The sequence below is a fragment of the Microbacterium luteolum genome, assembly GCF_039533965.1.
In the GTDB taxonomy this organism is placed as follows: Bacteria; Actinomycetota; Actinomycetes; order Actinomycetales; family Microbacteriaceae; genus Microbacterium; species Microbacterium luteolum.
In genome coordinates this window covers 1,858,110-1,874,745 of the sequence record NZ_BAAAUN010000001.1, presented here as the reverse complement: position 1 = coordinate 1,874,745, position 16,636 = coordinate 1,858,110, and the positions used below count along the sequence as shown (strand labels likewise).

The 16,636-nt window shown below is 66.8% G+C and carries 13 protein-coding genes, 1 tRNA gene and 1 pseudogene; 7 read left to right on the top strand and 8 right to left on the bottom strand.

The features are described from left to right. Positions 1-117 precede the first annotated feature (117 nt). Genes ABD648_RS09040 through ABD648_RS09015 form a run of 6 tightly spaced genes read right to left on the bottom strand, consistent with a single transcriptional unit; the run spans position 118 to position 6,147 of the window. Positions 118-972, bottom strand: coding sequence for a phosphogluconate dehydrogenase C-terminal domain-containing protein (locus ABD648_RS09040; protein WP_282214630.1), 855 nt, complete (start codon positions 970-972; stop codon positions 118-120). Then, on the bottom strand, positions 969-1,766 hold the full coding sequence (locus ABD648_RS09035; protein ID WP_282214629.1) for a sugar phosphate isomerase/epimerase family protein: 798 nt from the start codon (positions 1,764-1,766) through the stop codon (positions 969-971). The genes ABD648_RS09040 and ABD648_RS09035 overlap by 4 nt, the downstream gene beginning before the upstream one ends. Then, positions 1,763-2,590 (bottom strand): triose-phosphate isomerase family protein, encoded by an 828-nt coding sequence (locus ABD648_RS09030; protein WP_282214628.1) that lies wholly within the window; start codon positions 2,588-2,590, stop codon positions 1,763-1,765. The genes ABD648_RS09035 and ABD648_RS09030 overlap by 4 nt, the downstream gene beginning before the upstream one ends. Next, positions 2,590-3,060, bottom strand: coding sequence for a ribose-5-phosphate isomerase (locus ABD648_RS09025; RefSeq protein WP_282214627.1), 471 nt, complete (start codon positions 3,058-3,060; stop codon positions 2,590-2,592). Before ABD648_RS09025 ends, ABD648_RS09030 begins: the two co-directional genes overlap by 1 nt. Beyond that, positions 3,053-4,792 (bottom strand): dihydroxyacetone kinase family protein, encoded by a 1,740-nt coding sequence (locus tag ABD648_RS09020; RefSeq protein WP_282214626.1) that lies wholly within the window; start codon positions 4,790-4,792, stop codon positions 3,053-3,055. The genes ABD648_RS09025 and ABD648_RS09020 overlap by 8 nt, the downstream gene beginning before the upstream one ends. After that, positions 4,789-6,147 carry an MFS transporter gene (locus tag ABD648_RS09015; protein ID WP_282214625.1) on the bottom strand — a complete coding sequence of 453 codons (1,359 nt, stop codon included), beginning with the start codon at positions 6,145-6,147 and terminating at the stop codon, positions 4,789-4,791. Before ABD648_RS09015 ends, ABD648_RS09020 begins: the two co-directional genes overlap by 4 nt. A gap of 120 nt (positions 6,148-6,267) precedes the next feature. Between ABD648_RS09015 and ABD648_RS09010 the strand changes: the two genes are divergently transcribed. Both ABD648_RS09010 and ABD648_RS09005 read left to right on the top strand, forming a co-directional pair. Continuing rightward, entirely contained in the window at positions 6,268-6,996 is a 729-nt protein-coding gene (locus ABD648_RS09010; RefSeq protein ID WP_282214624.1) for a FadR/GntR family transcriptional regulator, read from the top strand. An 86-nt stretch (positions 6,997-7,082) separates the two neighbouring features. After that, positions 7,083-7,171 (top strand) — tRNA-Ser (locus ABD648_RS09005). Positions 7,172-7,312: 141 nt separating this feature from the next. Here the strand turns inward: ABD648_RS09005 and ABD648_RS09000 are convergent. Together ABD648_RS09000 and ABD648_RS08995 are read right to left on the bottom strand one after the other, a co-directional pair. Then, a complete protein-coding gene (locus ABD648_RS09000; RefSeq protein ID WP_282214623.1) occupies positions 7,313-9,157 on the bottom strand; it encodes a BNR repeat-containing protein in 1,845 nt (614 codons plus the stop codon). Between the two features lie 454 nt (positions 9,158-9,611). After that, complete coding sequence (locus tag ABD648_RS08995; RefSeq protein ID WP_282214622.1) at positions 9,612-10,643, bottom strand: LacI family DNA-binding transcriptional regulator; 1,032 nt, start codon at positions 10,641-10,643, stop codon at positions 9,612-9,614. Between the two features lie 173 nt (positions 10,644-10,816). Between ABD648_RS08995 and ABD648_RS08990 the strand changes: the two genes are divergently transcribed. The 5 genes and pseudogenes from ABD648_RS08990 (at position 10,817) to ABD648_RS08965 (ending at position 16,594) form a co-directional block, all read left to right on the top strand. Then, positions 10,817-12,037: an alpha-L-fucosidase gene (locus ABD648_RS08990; RefSeq protein WP_282214621.1), complete on the top strand. Its 1,221-nt coding sequence runs from the start codon at positions 10,817-10,819 to the stop codon at positions 12,035-12,037. 158 nt (positions 12,038-12,195) lie between these two features. Continuing rightward, positions 12,196-13,536: an ABC transporter substrate-binding protein gene (locus ABD648_RS08985; protein WP_282214620.1), complete on the top strand. Its 1,341-nt coding sequence runs from the start codon at positions 12,196-12,198 to the stop codon at positions 13,534-13,536. Between the two features lie 174 nt (positions 13,537-13,710). Next, on the top strand, positions 13,711-14,550 hold the full coding sequence (locus ABD648_RS08980) for a carbohydrate ABC transporter permease (protein WP_282214619.1): 840 nt from the start codon (positions 13,711-13,713) through the stop codon (positions 14,548-14,550). After that, on the top strand, positions 14,547-15,398 hold the full coding sequence (locus ABD648_RS08975; protein WP_282214618.1) for a carbohydrate ABC transporter permease: 852 nt from the start codon (positions 14,547-14,549) through the stop codon (positions 15,396-15,398). Before ABD648_RS08980 ends, ABD648_RS08975 begins: the two co-directional genes overlap by 4 nt. A 15-nt stretch (positions 15,399-15,413) precedes the next feature. Then, a pseudogene (locus ABD648_RS08965) lies at positions 15,414-16,594 on the top strand (serine hydrolase domain-containing protein). The last annotated feature ends 42 nt before the right edge of the window (positions 16,595-16,636 follow it).

Below are 16,636 nucleotides of genomic sequence, written 5' to 3'. Positions count from 1 at the left end.
GCGCCCCGGCATCCGGGCGCTCGCCAAGGAGATGTGCGCTTCCCTCGGACGTTTCTGCGGAAACGGTCCGGGGGAAGCGCACTTCTCCTGTCGAGGTGCTCGGGCAGAGTGTCCGGGTCAGCGCTCGATCTTGTCGAGGTGCAGCATCCGCGCAAGGTTCTTGTCGAGCTCGTCGTCGCGGAAGATCTTCTTCCAGTCGTCCTTGATGATGCTCTCGCGGCCGTAGTCCATCGCGATCAGGCACGCGTCGGAGAACGGGTTGTCGCCGCGCAGTCCGTTCGCGAGCGCCACCTGCGTGTGACCGTAGAGGATGCTGCGTGCCGCCGCCTCCGGAACGCCCATGGTGTTCACGGTCTCCTGCAGGGCCTCGTTGAGCAGGTCGCCGATCATGCAGGCGACGGTCTCGACGAGGGTGGGCTCGAGCTGCGCGAGCTGCTTGATCGTGACCCAGTGCACGTCGATGACGGGCGCGTAGATCGCGCGGACGGTCGCCTCGACGATGTCCTTCTTGGCGTCGTCGTCGCTCTCGATCGCGGCGATGGCATCCTGCGGGGCGGCGATGCCGCCGAACGTGTCGGCCCACTGCTCCGGCGTCTCCCGCCGCAGGAAGATCGACGGGTGGCACGGGTGGGCGACGGCCTGGATCACGTCGTCGCGCGTCGTGAGGAGTCCCGCGTACGCGGCCGCCGGGTCGAGGGTGAGCACGATGGCTCCGCTCCTGGCCTGCGGCACGAGCTCGGCGGTGACCGGGCCGAGGGCGAGGTCGGGGACGGCGAGCACGAGGATGTCGGCGTCGGCGACGGCCGTCGCGGCATCCGTCAGTTCGCGCCCGGCGTCGATCGTGCGCTGCTGTCCGGCGGGCGAGTTCTCGACGTACCAGACGGTGTGATCGGTCTTCGCCAGGTTGTTCGATACGCGCATGCCCATCTTGCCGCCGGCGCCGATGACGGCGATCTTGTAGGTGGTGCTCATGATGTCGTGCTCCTCAGGTAGTCGAGTGCGGTGCGGGTCCATTCCCGCTCGGTTCGGATGGTGGTCTCTGCGTCGTCCTGCCAGGGCAGCCAGTGCTCGACGATCTCGTTGATGCCGCGTTCGCGCGGCTGCACGGCGGCGAGCAGCTGCGCGTAGTCGTGCAGCCCGGTGCCCATGGCGGCACCGGAGTAGGTGAAGCCGACCCAGCCGGGCTGACGGGCGAACGCGAAGTCCTTCACATGGATGTTCTTCGTGAGCGCCGCGGTCAGCTCGACGCAGGTCTTCGGGTTCTCCAGCTGGGCGACGACGTTCGCCGGATCCAGGCAGATGCCGAGGTTCGGGCTGCCGACGCGTTCGATGATGCCGACGAGCTCGGCGGTCGGCACCTGCTCGTAGGTCTCGAGCGCGAGTGTCACGCCGGCGGCCTCGTAGGAGCGGATGCTGTCGCGCAGCCAGGTCTCCGCCTCGTCGAGCGTCGGCCGGGAGTCGGGTCCGTACAGCATGCTCCGCACGAGCCGTGCGTCGAAGATCGCGGCGAGCTCGAGGAAGCGCGAGAGGTGCGCGGGGACGATGCCCTTCGTGCCGAGCTCGATCGTGAGGCCGAGGTCACGGGCGGCCGCGGCAGCGTCTCGCACCTCGTCGTCGCTCATCCGCTCGAGGGGCGCGTAGTCGCAGATCTGGAACAGGTCGACGCCCTGGGCGCGGGTGTCCTCGAAAGCGCCGATCAGGCTCAACGGCTCGGGCGCGCGGTCGGAGTGCTGCCAGAAGTAGGCGTAGGTGCCGAGGCCGATCATGAGTCGCCTCCGCTGGGTCCCTGAGCTCCGCTGGGCCCCTGAGCTCCGCTGGGTCCCTGAGCTTGTCGAAGGGCCGCCAGCTCCGCCGCCTCGTCCAGCACGGCGACGAGGGCATCCGGATCATGCGCGAATCGGCCGAGGAAGACGCCGTCGACGTCGTCGCCGAGCGCGGTGAGAAGGCCGGGGCCGGCGGCTCCGCCGTAGATGACGGTGGAGTCCGTGCGGTCGGCATCGCCATCGAGCGCGGCACGCAAGGCGGCCGCGACGACACGGATGTGGTCGTGCGGCGCCGGCTCGGGGGCTCCGATCGCCCACACGGGCTCGTAGGCGACGATCACGGCGCCGGCGGGGGCGTCGGTGAGGGCGGCACGCAGCTGGGCGACGGCGACGGCGGCGGCATCCGAAGGCTCCTGATGCGAGGTCTCGCCGATGCACAGCAGCGGCGTGAGCCCGGCGCGCAGGGCGGCGGCGGTCTTGTCAGCCACGACCTCGTCGGTCTCGGCGAAGAGGCGACGGCGCTCGGCGTGGCCGATCTCGGCGATCGAGGCGCCCACCTCGGCGAGCTCGGCAGCCGAGACCTCGCCGGTGAACGCGCCCGTGTCGGCTGCGGCGACGTCCTGTCCGCCGATCCGCACGGGGGTGCCGGCGAATGCGGCGATCGCGGGGAGCACCTGAAGGAACGTCGGCGTGACGAAGAGCTCGACCGCTCCGGACTGCACGGCGTCGTGCGCGCGGACCCGCGTGGCGACCGCGTCGAACCAGGTCGCCGCCTGCCGATGACCGAAGTACATCTTCAGGCTCACGCCGACCGTGACCTTGGCCATCAGCAGGATCCGGTGGACTCGTATTCGCCGATGACCGCGACCTTCTCGGCCGAGGCGCTGCTCGGGTCGAAGCGGTACGTCAGCCACTCGCGCACGAGGCGGCGGGCGAGCTCGATGCCGATCACGCGCTGACCCATCGTGAGGATCTGCGCGTCGTTGGAGAGCACGCCGCGCTCGACCGAGAACGAGTCATGCGCGGTGACGGCACGGATGCCGGGGACCTTGTTCGCGGCGATCGCGACGCCGAGTCCCGTGCCGCAGATCAGCAGGGCGCGGTCGGCTTCGCCCTTGGCGACGAGCTCGGCGGCGGCGATCGCGACGCGCGGGTACGCGGTGTGGCCGTCGGCATCCACTCCGACGTCGACCACGCTCGCGACGATGCCGTTCTGCTCGAGGTCCTTCTTCAGGATCTCCTTGTAGTCGAAGCCGGCGTCGTCGCTGCCGATCACGAGGCGGAGGGTGTCAGTCATTGCTGTTCCTTTCGAGGTCGGCGAGCAGGTCGCCGACAGCGGTCACGATCAGGGCGAGAGAGTGCGCGCCGGGATCGGGTGTGCCGACGCTGTGCTGCCCGTGGGCGCGGGCGCGGCCCATGCGGGGGAGCAGGTCGGCCGTGGCGGCGGCGGCGCGGGTGGCGGCATCCGCAGCGGTCCGCCAGGCGTCTACGAGGGAGGAGCCCCCGTCGACCGCGGCGGTCAGGGTGCTGCTGAAGGGCACGAGGGCGTCGACCAGGGTCTTGTCGCCGACCTCCGCCTTGCCGTACTCCATCACTCCGCGCGCTCCGGCGGCGACGCCCGACGCGACGGCTGCGGCATCCGGTCGTCCCGCATCGCCGAGGCGTGCGGCGATCGCGTTCAGGATGACGCCCCACAGGGCGCCCGAGGTGCCGCCTGCCCGGTCGGCCCAGGCGTCGGCGGCGTGCGACAGGGTGGTCGCCGCCCCCGCGCCGGCTCGGGCCGCGGTGGTGGCGGCGGCGAGCGCGGCGTGTGAGCCGCGCTGCATGCCGATGCCGTGGTCGCCGTCTCCGGCGATGGCGTCGATGCGGCCGAACTCCTCGACGTGCTCGTCGACCGTGTCCACGATGCGCTGCACGGCGGCCTGCACGACAGTGGCAGCGGCAACCGACTCGTCGTCACCGCGTTCGATCGCGGCCTCGGCGACGGCATCCGCCTCGGTGACCTCCGCGCGTGCGGCGGCGATCACGGAGCCCCGACGGTAGGCGGGGGTGTCGACCGGGGTCTCCCAGAGCTGCTCGAGCTCGTCGTCCAGCCAGAAGAGCGTGAGGGAGGTACCGGCCATGTCGAAGCTCGTGCAGTACTCGCCCACGTGCGGATCGACGAGGACCAGACCCGCATCCGCGAGCAGCTGGGCGATGCGGCGGTAGACGACGAACATCTCCTCGTACTTCAGCGAGCCGAGGCCGTTGAGGATGGGCACGACGCGGGCACCGGAGGTCTCGACGCCGTCCGGAACCTCGTCGAGCAGACGGCTGACGAGAAGCTCGGCCAGGCCGTCGGCCGTCGGGATGTCGGTCTCGTCGATGCCCGGTTCACCGTGGATGCCGAGGCCGATGGCCATCCGTCCGGCGGGGACCGTGAACAGGGGCTCGGGGGCTCCGGGGAGCGTGCATCCGCTGAAGGCGACGCCGAAGGAGCGCGTGCGCTCGTTGGCGAGCGTCGCGACGCGGGTGACGCCGGCCAGGTCGTAGCCCGCCTCGGCGGCGGCGGCAGCGGTGCGGAACACCGTGAGGTCGCCGGCGATGCCGCGTCGCTTGTGCTTCTCCTCTGCCGAGGCGCTGAAGATGTCGTCGGTCACGGTGACGGTCTCGCAGGCGATGCCCTCGGCGCGGAGCTTCTCCTGCGCGGCGTCGAAGTTCAGTACGTCGCCCGCATAGTTGCCGTAGCTGAGGAAGACTCCCGCGCCGCGGTCGGCCGCCTTGGCCACGGTGTGCACCTGCTGGGTGGAGGGCGAGGCGAACAGGTTGCCCATCACGGCACCATGGGCGAGGCCCTGGCCGACGAGTCCACCGAACGCCGGGTAGTGGCCGGAGCCGCCCCCGATCACGACGGCGACCTGACCCTCGGGCACGACCGTGCTGCGCACCACACCACCGGGAACCCCGCGCACCGAGCGCTCGTTCGCGGCGATGAAGCCCGCGATCATCTCGTCCGCGAAGTCGGCGGGATCGTTCCAGAGCCTGGTCATCGCGTCTCCTCCACGACGGGCGTGGCGGCGGTGGCACCGGGGAGGACGCGGCTCCGACGGGCGAGGATCACCATCAGCACGGCCGACAGCAGCATGAAACCGCCGACGATGAACATCGGCACCTGGTAGCCACCGGTCCAGTCGTGCACGGCACCCGTGATGTACGGAGCGCTGAAGCCGGCGAGGTTGCCGATCGTGTTGATGAGCGCCACGCCCGCCGCGGCTGCGACACCGGTGAGGAACTGCGTCGGCAGCGTCCAGAAGTTCGGCAGTGCGGCGAAGATCGCGCAGGCCGTGACCGTGATGACGGCGATGGTCGCCACCGGGGACCCGGTGAACAGGGCGAGCGGGATGGAGACCGCGCCGGCGAGGGCCGGGACCGCGATGTGCCAGGTCTTCAGGCCGCGCTTGCCGGCATCCCGCGACCAGAAGTACATGACGATGGCGGCGGGCAGGTACGGGATCGCGGTGATGAGGCCCTTCTGCAGCACGTCGAAGGTGCCGCCGGTCTCGGTCTGGAAGCCCTCGATGATCGTGGGCAGGAAGAACGCCAGCGCGTACAGGCCGTAGATGAAGCCGAAGTAGATGAAGGACAGCATCCAGACGCGTCCGCTGGAGAAGGCGAAGCGCACGGAGACGTGCTTCTGGCTCGCGGCGGTCGTCTTGCGCTCGGCCTCGAGGGCGGAGGTGAGCCAGGTCTGCTCCTCGAGGGTGAGCCACTTCGCGTCGGAGGGCTTGTCCTTGAGGTAGAACCAGGCGATCACGCCGACGACGATCGCGGGGATCGCGACACCCATGAACATGAAGCGCCAGCCCTCGAGTCCGAAGAAGACGCCGTGCTGCTGGATGAGGGCGCCGGCGAGCGGGGCGCCGATCACCGTCGTCAGCGGCTGGGCCAGGTAGAAGAGCATGAGGATGCGCCCGCGGTACTGCGACGGCACCCAGAGGCTGAGGAAGAGGATCGCGCCGGGGAAGAAGCCGGCCTCGGCGACGCCGAGCAGGAACCGCAGCACGACGAGCTGCTCGAAGTTCCCCACCCAGGTGAAGAGGAGCGCGACGATGCCCCAGCTGACCATGATGCGGGCGAGCCAGCGACGCGCTCCGAACTTGTGCAGGGCGAGGTTCGACGGCACCTCCAGCAGGATGTAGCCGATGAAGAAGACCCCCGAGGCGAAGCCGAACTGCGCGGCGCTCAGGGCGAGGTCGTCGTTCATCCCGTTGGGGGAGGCGAATCCGATCGCTGTGCGGTCGAGGTAGTTGATGAAGAACATCAGCGCCACGAACGGCACGAGGCGGATGGAGACCTTGCGGATCGCGGACTTCGCGACAGGCGTTTCGGTCTGGGTGGTGTCCACGGTGACTCCTGTATCGACGGTGATCGCGCAGGACTTCGTTCTGTGCGCACATCCATATTGGCGAACCGGTTGACCAATTGCAAGTCCGTCTTCTGCGACGGTGCCGGTAAGTTTGCTCCCATGCCCGCTTTTCCCGGAGAACCGGTGGATGACATCGCCGCCGCCCTGACGGCCATGCCGTCGGGCACGCCGGTGTCGGAGGTGGCCCGTCGCCTCCTCGACCTCTTCACCGGTGGCTCCATCGCCCCGGGTACTCGTCTGCCCCCTGAGCGCCAGCTCTCCGCGTCGCTCGGCGTCGGGCGATCCGCGGTGCGTGAGGCGCTCGCCGCCCTGGAGATCCTCGGGATCGTCGACGTGCGGCCCGGTTCCGGCACGTATCTCCGGGGGGCAGCGAGCGAGCTGCTGCCGCAGACGCTCCGCTGGGGGCTGCTGATCGGGGAGCGCAACACCGCCCAGCTGCTGGAGCTGCGCGAGGGATTGGAGATCTTCGTCGCGCGCCTGGCCGCGGCCCGCGCCGATGCCGCGATCATCGCGCGCCTCGAGAAGAGCGTCGAGCGGATGCGAGCGAGCATCGACGACCTCTCCACGTTCGCCCGCGCCGACCTGGACTTCCACCACGCGCTCGCCGAGGCCGCGGGGAACGAGACGCTGACCGATCACGTGCACGTCGTGCGATCGCTGCTGCAGGTCTACGCCGACCGTGCCGTGCACGACCCCGCGCACGCCGAGCAGGCGGTCGCCGAGCACGGCGCCGTGCTGGATGCCGTGCGGGCCGGCGATCCGGATGCCGCGGCGTCGGCCATGGCGATCCACATGTCGACCGCCACCAAGCGCCTCCTCGACGCCTGACGACGGCGCTCATCCGCTCGGTTCGTACCTGCCCATCGGACCCGTTATGATGGCTAGGTGCATCCGTGCTTTCGGGTCGGATGCCTGGAGACGTCGCATAGTCCGGCCGAGTGCACCACCCTGCTAAGGTGGAGTCCCCTCACGGGGACCAGGGGTTCAAATCCCCTCGTCTCCGCAGTGAAAATCCCCACTTAGGCGGGGATTCCTGGTTGCTGGAGTGCGGAGCACAGTTCCGCGATATCGTCATGCCGTCCACGAAAGCCGCCCACTGCCGGGGGTGCAGTGGGCGGCTTCCGTGTCTTGCGGTCAGGAGTGTCTATTCCTCAGGGACTCCGATCCGAACGAGCTCGATGCCACTCCCTGACTGTGGCCACTCAGCGCGAGGCTGGTCCAGGTTGCTGGGCAGCGACTCCCAGCGGAGGTACCAGGTTCCTCCCGCAGCGGCGGCTCCGTTGAGGTCGGTCTGGAGGTTGACCTTGAGCCCCGGGTAGGTGCCGCGAACGGTGGTGACCGATGCGGGCAGGGGCGGTGTGGGCGCCTGAGCCACCCCGGTCAGCGAATCGTTCACCACGATGCTCTGGGGTGATCCTTCGCACCGGAAGTCGACGCGGATGTTCCCGTCGCTCATGACCTGAGATCCGCCCATGATGACCTTGAAGTCGAGGCTTCCTCCGCCGCCAAAGCTCCAGCGTCCTTCCCAGTTGCTGACCTGGCTGATGTCCCAGTCGCCTGTGCCGTCCGCACGGGCGACATAGATCTGCGAGCGACCCGTGTCGTCGTACTTGTGGTAGCTGATGATGGGCGTGCCATCCGCGTCGAAGCCGAGCTTCGCGTTGCCGTTGAGCAGTCCTCCTCCGTCGGGAACGGGATCCACGACGTCGGCATCGCCATAGCGGAACGGCGACGTGAGCGGGTTGCCCGCGCTGTCGAACCAGTCGACGAGGTTCGCGCTGCGCGCGTACGTGAGCATGCTGTTCGTCGCCGCGTCACCCGTGTCCCTCCAGACCCAGACCATATGGAAGTTGCCGTCCGGACCGAGAAGCGGGTTCTCGAAGTAGGCGTTCCACGTGCCCGAGGGGTTGGTGGCCGAACCGGTTCCGTTGAAGAGGGGCTGGTCGACGAGCCGGGACCAGGTGTCGGAGGTCTCGTTGAAGACGTTGAAGTACGTGACGCCATCCCCGGAGCCGCCATTGCGGTGGCTGAAGACGAGGCTGCCGTCCTGCCTGTTCACGAACTCCGGGTACGTGACCGAGTTCTCGGTGCTGGCGCTCACCATGTTCGTCACGCGTGTCAGGGAGTTGACGTTGCCCGGCGTCGTGGTGCGGAAGTAGATCAGGCCGACGTTATGCATGTTGCCGGCGACGTGGAGGTTGCGGTTGCGGTCGAGCCCGATGGAGATGTAGTTGTGGCTGTCCCAGCCGAGCGTGGTGGGGAGGACCTTCGTCGTCCAGGTGGGGGTCGCGGCGGAAAGACTGCGATGCGCGATGGTCATGCCGCGCTGCGCGTTGTAGTACGCGACGTACTGGTCGTCGCCGTCGGTCAGGACGCGCTGCGTCACGGGTATTCCGGCGAAGGTGGTGCCCACCGGCACCGTCTCGAGAACCTCTCCGCTGCCGCCAGGGAAGTCGTACTGCCCGGTGGGCTTGCAGGCCACGGCGCCCGGCGGGGTGATGGCCGGAGTGGCGGTGGTGAGATCGAACGACCGCGCCTGGAGATTGCCCGAATTCGAGTAGAGCCCGGCGTAGCCGCCGACTCGCGCAGGGTCGATGACGGCGAGGGTGTGTGCACCCGTGGCGAGAGTAGCTCCCGTCGCCCCGTTGCGAACCGTCACCTGGAACTGTGCGCCGTCTCGCGCCAAGCTCAGCTGCAGGCGCGTCCCATAGGGAGCGGTCATCGTGCCCTGCGTGAGGACCGTGGGGGTCGCATTGTTGGCCATCTTCAGCAGCTGCCACTGGCCGGATCGAGTGCCACCGGCGGTCGTCGCCCGGAGCACGTAGTAGTTCAGCGACGTGGTGCCCTGGACGTTGGCGACGATCCCTGACCACTCGGCGCCGCCGGGCGCGGACGCGACGATGTCGATATCAGCGGTGACTGTGTACGACCGCCCGAGTTGCAGTGTTCGGTGGGTCGCGACGTTGTTCCCCGGTGAGCCCGCGGACAACGCCTTTCCTGATGCGATGCTCCACGTACCGCGATCAGCGGTCCACGCGGTTCCCAACCCGCCGTTCGCACGTTCGAAATCGTCTGATGCGCTGGCGCTTCCGGTCGTGGCCTGGGCGGGTGGGGCCGTGGCGGCGCCGGCGAGCGCACCCGCCGCGAGTGTCGCTGCGAGGAATATGGCAGTCAGCCGGTTCCTTCGCTGTGTGAGCCGAACGGTCTTCATCTACTTCTCTCTTCCTTGAGATCGGTAAGCGCGCGGGGAGGCTCCCGCAATCGAGCAAAACGTTACGACATGCGAAGAACTGCGTCAAGGCAAGCCCTGCCATTGATTTCCGACGCGTTCCGCTCTACTCTGAGTGAATCGTTTCGCCACCCCGACGTCGAGGAGCCCAATGTCTACGGCTGGTTCTTCTGTCGTTCCCAGCGGTCCTGCGTGCGCGGACCGGCTCTGCGACTCAGTCGGTCAGCCGTCGAACAGATGCGCCGATCTGGAGGTGTCCGGGAAGCTCGAGCATCACGTGGCTCGTCGTCGAATCCGGGTCGTCCAGTCGAGCGTTCATGATTCGAGCGGCCTCGGTCGCGATCTGCTCGACGGGCTGCACGTAGACCGTCAGTTTCGGGCTCGTCACCTTGGCGAGCTCGACGGAGTCGAAGCCGACGAGAGAGATGTCGTGCCCGAGGCGGAGCCCGGAATCGTTCACGGCGGCGACGGCGCCGACGGTCAGGTCGTAGTTCCCAGCGAACACCGCCGTCGGGCGCGTCTCCGCCGCGAGCAACCGCATCATCGCCGCATACCCGTAGTCCACGTTGATCGGGGCGCGTTGGATGTGGTCGTCGGCGATGGTGACGCCGGCGGCACGAGCCGCCGCGAGGAAACCATCGAGCCTGCCCTGCAGGCTCCACATTCCCTCTTCGCCGACCAGGGCGCCGAGGGTCCGATGGCCGTGATCGATCAGATGCTGGGTTGCGACCTTGCCCGCCTGCACGTTGTCGAGCGAGACCGAGTCAGCGTCCAGTCCACTCGGGAGCCAGTCGACAGTGACGACGGGGATGCCGATAGAGACGGCGGTTGCGAGCGCCGACGAGTCCGACAGTGCCGGAACGCCGATGATGCCATCGACTCTTCTGCTGAGGAGCAGCTCGACGGCGTTGACGCTGGATGGGGTCCCATCCTGCTCATTGGAAGTCACCAGCACGCCGATGCCGTGAGTGCGCAGATACTTCTCGATTCCGACGACGATCTCGAGGTGGAAGGGATTCTGAAAAGACGGCAGCAGAACGCCGACGGTTCGGGTGACGCCGCGCCGCAGGCTGCTGGCGAACGCGTTCGGCCGGTAGTTCAGTTCCGCAGCCGCCGCCTCGATCGCTTCCCTGTTCGAGGCAAGAACGTTTCGCCCGTTGTAGTACTTCGAGATCGTCGCCAGCGACAAGCCCGTCAGCCGCTGGATGTCCTTGTACGTTGCGGGAGATCTGGTGCTTTTCGACAATTCCGGTCCTTCGTATCGCGAGTGTCGCCACCGTTCGCGCTCATCAACGATGTTGCCCGGAGTCTACCCACGATCCGCAGACCTTTAGTCGTTTCGCTGTGTCGCGAAACGAAGATCACATACCAGGCGGGGCGCCACGTGGCGATTCGTCGAGTCATCCCGAGGAGAGAGCAATGACCGATAGTCCCACCCTGCCCGAATGGGCGAGGCAGTCCACTCTGGGCATCTTCATCCACTGGGGGCCGTACTCGGTTCCGGCCTGGGCGGAGCCGACCGGCGCATGGGGTGCTGTCCCGGAAGAGAAGTGGTTCGCCCACAACGCGTACGCGGAGTGGTACGCCAACACCTCCCGGATCGAAGGATCGCCGGCAGCACTTCACCACATCGCGGAGTACGGGGACAACTCCTACGACACGTTCCTCGACCGTTGGAACCCCAGCCAGTTTGATGCGTCCGAGTGGGCACGGCTCTTCCACCGAGCTGGTGCCGACTATGTCATTCCTGTGGCGAAACATCACGACGGGGTGACCCTCTGGGACGCACCCGGGGCGGGCAGGCTGTCCACGGTTGCTCGGGGACCCAAGCTGGATCTGCTCGCGCCCCTCGCCGAGGCTGTGCGCAAGGAAGGGATGCGCTTCGGGGTCTACTACTCAGGTGGACTCGATTGGGCCTTCACGGACTTCCCTCCGATCGAGTCGATGGCCGATGTCACCGAGTACCGGCCCAACGGCGCGGAGTACGCCGAGTACGCAACAGCACAGGTCCGCGACCTGATCGACCGCTACAAGCCGGCAGTGATCTGGAACGACATCGAGTGGCCGGATGCGGGCAAGGCGGACGGCTCGCTCGTCCAGCTGCTGGACTACTACAAGCGAGTGGTGCCGGAAGGCATCGTCAATGACCGCTGGGGCGCGCCGGTGTGGGACTACCGGACCAGCGAGTACTCGCACGACACTCAGAACGAGCGAGGGATCGGCTGGGAGCACAACCGGGGACTCGGATTCTCATTCGGGCACAACCGCACGGAGGACGAATCTCTGACGCTATCCGCGCGCGAACTCGCCCGTCTGTACGCTGATGTCGTCTCGCGCGGAGGTCGCCTGCTGCTGAACATCGGGCCGGAGGCCAGTGGTCGGATTCCTGACGTGCAGCGCCGCAGCCTCGAAGGGTTCGGCGAATGGAGTCATGACCTGAAGCCGTACACGCTCGACAGGTCGCCGATCGAACGCGGCTCCGTCACTGTTGGCGGCAGTGACTGGTGGGTGGCGTGGCGCCACCGCGACTCGATCGTCGTGGTGGCGGACGATCCTCACGTCTCCGTTCGCACGGACGAAGCGCTTCAGGTGGTCATCTTCGGACTGCCCGAGTTGGAAGATCCAAGAACGGACGCGTAAGCATAACGTTTCTCCCGCGAGGATTCGCGGAATGCAACCAGTTTCCTGAAGAAAGTCGAGACACTTCGCTCGCTGGGTGCTATATTTGCCCCGACAGAGCGAAACGATTCACCCTGAAGAATCGTCCGACGTCACGCAGCCACCACAAAGGAGTGAAAATGCACCAGAACCAGACCCCGCGAGGAGTGCGCAGACGCGCGCTCTCGATCACCGCCTTCGTCGGCGTTTCCGCGCTCGCCCTCGCCGGCTGCGCATCCGGCGCAGCAGCCGGAGGCGGTGACGGCGACAAGACATTGACCGTGCAGGTCCAGTCGGTCCAACAGCCCGCCTTCGAGTACGCAGCCAAGATCTTCGAGAAGGAGAACCCCGGAGTGACCGTCGAGTTCCAGACGGTGACCGAGCAGCAGAAGAGCACCACCAACACGCAGATCATGGCGTCGTCGAACGCACCGGACATCGGTCTCGTACCGGTCAATGCTCAGCCGTACTTCGACTTGGTGAAGGCCGACGCGCTCGAGCCCCTCGACGACCTGTGGGCCGACGCCGATCTCGAGTCTCGTTACGGCGACACGATCGCGGGTGCCCTCAAGTGGGATGGCACTCCGTACCTCGCGCTGTTCGACACCACCTACTACAACGTGGTGTTCTACAACAAGGATGCCTTCGCCGAGGCCGGGATCACCGCACCCGCCAACCACCAGATCGCTTCGAACGATGAACTGTACGACATCGTCTCGAAGCTCGACACGTCGGGTTACGACGGACTCGCGGTGGGAGGTGCGGCCGGATATCAGCTTGCTTGGCTCCAGGATGCGCAGCTGCAGGCGAACTCGCCCGACGCGCTGAAGGACTACCTCGTCTCGTGGCAGCCGGGAGTGGAGCCGAAGGAGAAGTACGACGATCCCGCGTTCACGGATTCGCTCGAACAGATCGCAGAATGGAACGACAACAACGTCTTCCAGGAAGGAATGGCCGGCGCTGCGGGCGATCAGGCGCAGGCGGCCTTCACCGCTGGCGACGCCGCAATGCTCCTCGGCGGCGTCTGGATCCCGTCCATTCTCGGCGACGTCGACTTCGAGTACGACTGGCTGCTGCTCCCCGGAGCGGGAGACGAGCCGACGCTCCCCTCGTTGTACGCCGGTGACACGCTGGCGGTCCCGAAGACGTCGAAGAACATCGACCTCGCCAAGAAGTTCCTCGCCGTGTACTCGTCCGACGATGTCCAGAAGTTCGCTGCAGAGAATGTCGGTTCTCTTCCCGCCGTCAACACCGTCGCGGCGTCGGACGTTCCCGGCCTCGGGCCGGTGGTGCAGAGCGTCATCGAGTTCACCAACTCGGTCGGATTCGGTCTCGGCCTGACCAGCACTCTCCCTGGCTCCATCGGCGGATCATTCATGGACCCGCAGATCCAGCAGCTTGTCAGCGGACAGACCACCGCGGAGCAGGTCGGTCAGGCGCAGCAGGGCGCTTTCGATACTTGGAAGTCTCAGAACAAGTAGCGCACGAAGGTGTGCCGCTCGCACTATTGAGCGGCGCACCTTCCTGTTCTGCGAGAAAGGCGCATGGTGAGTTCACTCGAAACCGTGACAGTCGTCCTCCCCGACGAATCCGGACCCTCACGACGAGCGGCACGATCAGCGAAAGGGCGGGGGACACCCCGCGAAGTCTGGTGGATGCTCGCTCCCGGGCTGATCATCCTCGCGGTGTTCTTCGGGCTCCCGATCATCGATCTGATTCGAACGTCGTTCACGCAGTGGCCCGGTGTCGGTGAACCCCAATACATCGGGATCGACAACTACGTCACGGCGTTCACCAGTTCCGCGGTGCGTGATGCTCTGTTCCGCTCCGTCCTCCTCGGCGTCGGCGCGGCGCTGGTGCTATGCGCTATCGCCACCGTCCTTGCGGCGCTCGTGTCGGGAGGCATTCGTGGAAAGGCCTTCTACCGGGTCGTGTGGTTCTTGCCGGCGATCGCACCGCCCTCTGCCGTTGCCGTGTTCTGGGCGCTGTCCGTCCAGCCTCGGTCGGGTGCCGTGAACGCCTTCCTGGGTGCCATCGGTCTCGGCGATACGCATGCATGGCTCGCAGATCCCTCGACGGTGATGTACGTCATCATCGCCGTGGCGGTCTGGGCGGGCGTCGGATTCGCATTCCTCGTGATTCTCGGGGCGATGGAGGAGGTGCCGGTCTCGGTGTACGAGGCGGCATCGATCGACGGCGCATCCCGGATCCGGCAGTTCTTCTCCATCACGCTCCCGCTCGTGCGTCCGGTGCTCTCCATGATCGTTCTTCTCGAGGTGATCTGGGCGTTCAACGGATTCACCCTGGTGTGGGGAATGACCCAAGGCGGGCCCGGAAGCGCGTCGACGATCCTGCCCGTGCAGGTCTACAAGGATGCGTTCCTCTTCGCCAACTTCGGCCTCGCCGCCGCCGTCAGCGTGGTCGGCGGGCTTCTTCTTCTTGTCGTCGGCCTCGTCGGCCAAGCCCTCGGATCCCGGAAAGGGGTAGACGAATGACACGCAAGACTCGCGTTCGCGCCGGCACCGTCGTCGGCCACACCGGCGCAATCCTCTGGAGTGCTCTCGCGATCATCCCGTTCGCGCTCATCGTTCTCCTGGCGTTTAAGTCGAACACGGACATCTACACCGATCCCCTGGGGCTCTTCGATGTCGACTGGCATCCGCAGAACTTCGTCGACGCGTGGAACGGAGCCCCTGGCGGTCAGGGATTCGCCGTCTATCTGCTGAACTCGGTGATCGTCACCACCGTGGCGATCACGGGCTGCTTGCTCATCGGAGCGTTCACCGCCTACTTCGCAACGCTCGCATCGACGCGAGTGCGGTTGACGATCATCCGATTGTTCCTCGTGGCGACGACGTTGCCTCTGATCATGCTCCTGATCCCGTACTACACGGCGTTCAACGCCCTCGACCTGTTGGGATCTCCCTGGGCGCTGGGAGTTCTGTACATCGCCCTGTGCCTCCCGACCTGCGTGTTGATCCTGCACAGCTTCTATCTCGGTTTCCCCTCGGAGCTCGCGGAGGCGGCAGCGATCGATGGTCTGGGACGATTCCAGATCTTCGTGAAGATCGTGCTTCCCCTGTCGAAGGGCCCGATCGTCGCGGTTGGCATGATCAACGCCTTCTTCGTCTGGGGCGAGACGCAACTGGCGATCGTGCTCCTGCAGGCCCCCGACAGCCGCACCATCCCCGTCGGTCTGCTCGACTTCAAGGGGCAGTTCGCGAGCAACACCGGCGCCATCTTCGCCGGCCTCACGCTCGCGACGATCCCGCTGATCGTCGTCTACCTCGTGTTCAACCGGAGCATCACCAAGGGCGTCGCCCTCGGTGGGGTGTTCCGATAGCCCGGGAGCTCTTCCATGATCCACGGTCACGTCGCTCCTGGCTTCTCGGCGGTCGGTGACGCCTTCGAGCGCGGACACTCGGACGACCCCGGCGGCGCCCAACTCTGCGTGTATCAACACGGGAACGTGGTGGTCGATCTGTGGACGGGCTCCGACCCGGAGACGGGCGCCGCGATTGACGGAGACTCCCTGTTCGTGCTGTGGTCCACCACCAAAGGCATGGTCGCGATCCTCGCAGCGCTGCTCATCGAACAGGGCCAGCTCGATCCCGAGCAACGGGTGTCGAGCGTGTGGCCGGAATTCGGCGTCAGCGGCAAGGAGCAGACGACCGTTGCGCACTTCCTCAGCCATGCGGCTGGTCTTCCCTTCTTCCCCTCCGGCGCGGGGATCCAGAGTCGTGACCTGCCGAACTGGGGGCTGTGCACGGAGACGCTGGCCGCCGCCGAACCGCTCTGGGTGCCGGGACCGCATCGTGGTACCACCCGTTCACGTTCGGGTATCTCAACGGCGAAGTGATTCGTCGCGTGACGGGCAAGACCGTGAGCGAACTCTTCGCCGAGCGCGTCGCCACTCCGCTCGCCCTGGACTTCTGGATCGGCGGGCTCCCGACAGCTCGCGAGACCGACGTGACGCATCGCAATGAGATGCATCCCGCCGCAAGTCCGGCTGATCTGTGGTCGCAGCACGGAGTGGATCTGTCTGACCCGGTCGTCCGGGAACTCCTCGAGGAGGTGCAGTCGATCCCTGACATGGTCGAGTTCCTCAACACCGCCGAGGGGCACCGGATGGAGTTCGGAGGGGCAGGGGGAATCGCGAGCGCACGATCGGTGGCGAAGGTCTACGCCGCCACCATCGGTGAGATCGATTCCGTGCAGTTGTTCTCACCGACGACCCTTGACCTCGTGACCCGGCCCCGCACTCTGGGCTTGGGTCCGGTTCCTCAACTGGCTGGGGTGCCGAACCAGCAGCTCGCCGAGTTCGGACTGGGATTCTGGTTGGGCTCGCAGTTCTCTAGTGGGAGATTCGCGACTGGGGGAACATTCGGGCACCCAGGGGCAGGCGGGAACTTCGGGTTTGCGCACCCCGAGTCGAACATGGCTGTCGCCTACACATGCACCGGGATGTGGTCGGATACCTCGCGACCGGACCCGCGCAGGGCCTGGGTCGATCCACTCGCCGATCTGGCCGGCGCATAGGAGCCACGTCCGGCGGAATGCCGGGCTTACTCGGAAGATGGA

Coding starts and splice junctions, on each gene's coding strand:
- ABD648_RS09025 (WP_282214627.1), bottom strand. CDS start 3,060: ATGACTGACACCCTCCGCCTCGTGATCGGCAGCGACGACGCCGGCTTC.
- ABD648_RS08980 (WP_282214619.1), top strand. CDS start 13,711: ATGCTCGCTCCCGGGCTGATCATCCTCGCGGTGTTCTTCGGGCTCCCG.
- ABD648_RS08975 (WP_282214618.1), top strand. CDS start 14,547: ATGACACGCAAGACTCGCGTTCGCGCCGGCACCGTCGTCGGCCACACC.
- ABD648_RS08985 (WP_282214620.1), top strand. CDS start 12,196: ATGCACCAGAACCAGACCCCGCGAGGAGTGCGCAGACGCGCGCTCTCG.
- ABD648_RS09030 (WP_282214628.1), bottom strand. CDS start 2,590: ATGGCCAAGGTCACGGTCGGCGTGAGCCTGAAGATGTACTTCGGTCAT.
- ABD648_RS09010 (WP_282214624.1), top strand. CDS start 6,268: ATGCCCGCTTTTCCCGGAGAACCGGTGGATGACATCGCCGCCGCCCTG.
- ABD648_RS09040 (WP_282214630.1), bottom strand. CDS start 972: ATGAGCACCACCTACAAGATCGCCGTCATCGGCGCCGGCGGCAAGATG.
- ABD648_RS08990 (WP_282214621.1), top strand. CDS start 10,817: ATGACCGATAGTCCCACCCTGCCCGAATGGGCGAGGCAGTCCACTCTG.
- ABD648_RS09035 (WP_282214629.1), bottom strand. CDS start 1,766: ATGATCGGCCTCGGCACCTACGCCTACTTCTGGCAGCACTCCGACCGC.
- ABD648_RS09020 (WP_282214626.1), bottom strand. CDS start 4,792: ATGACCAGGCTCTGGAACGATCCCGCCGACTTCGCGGACGAGATGATC.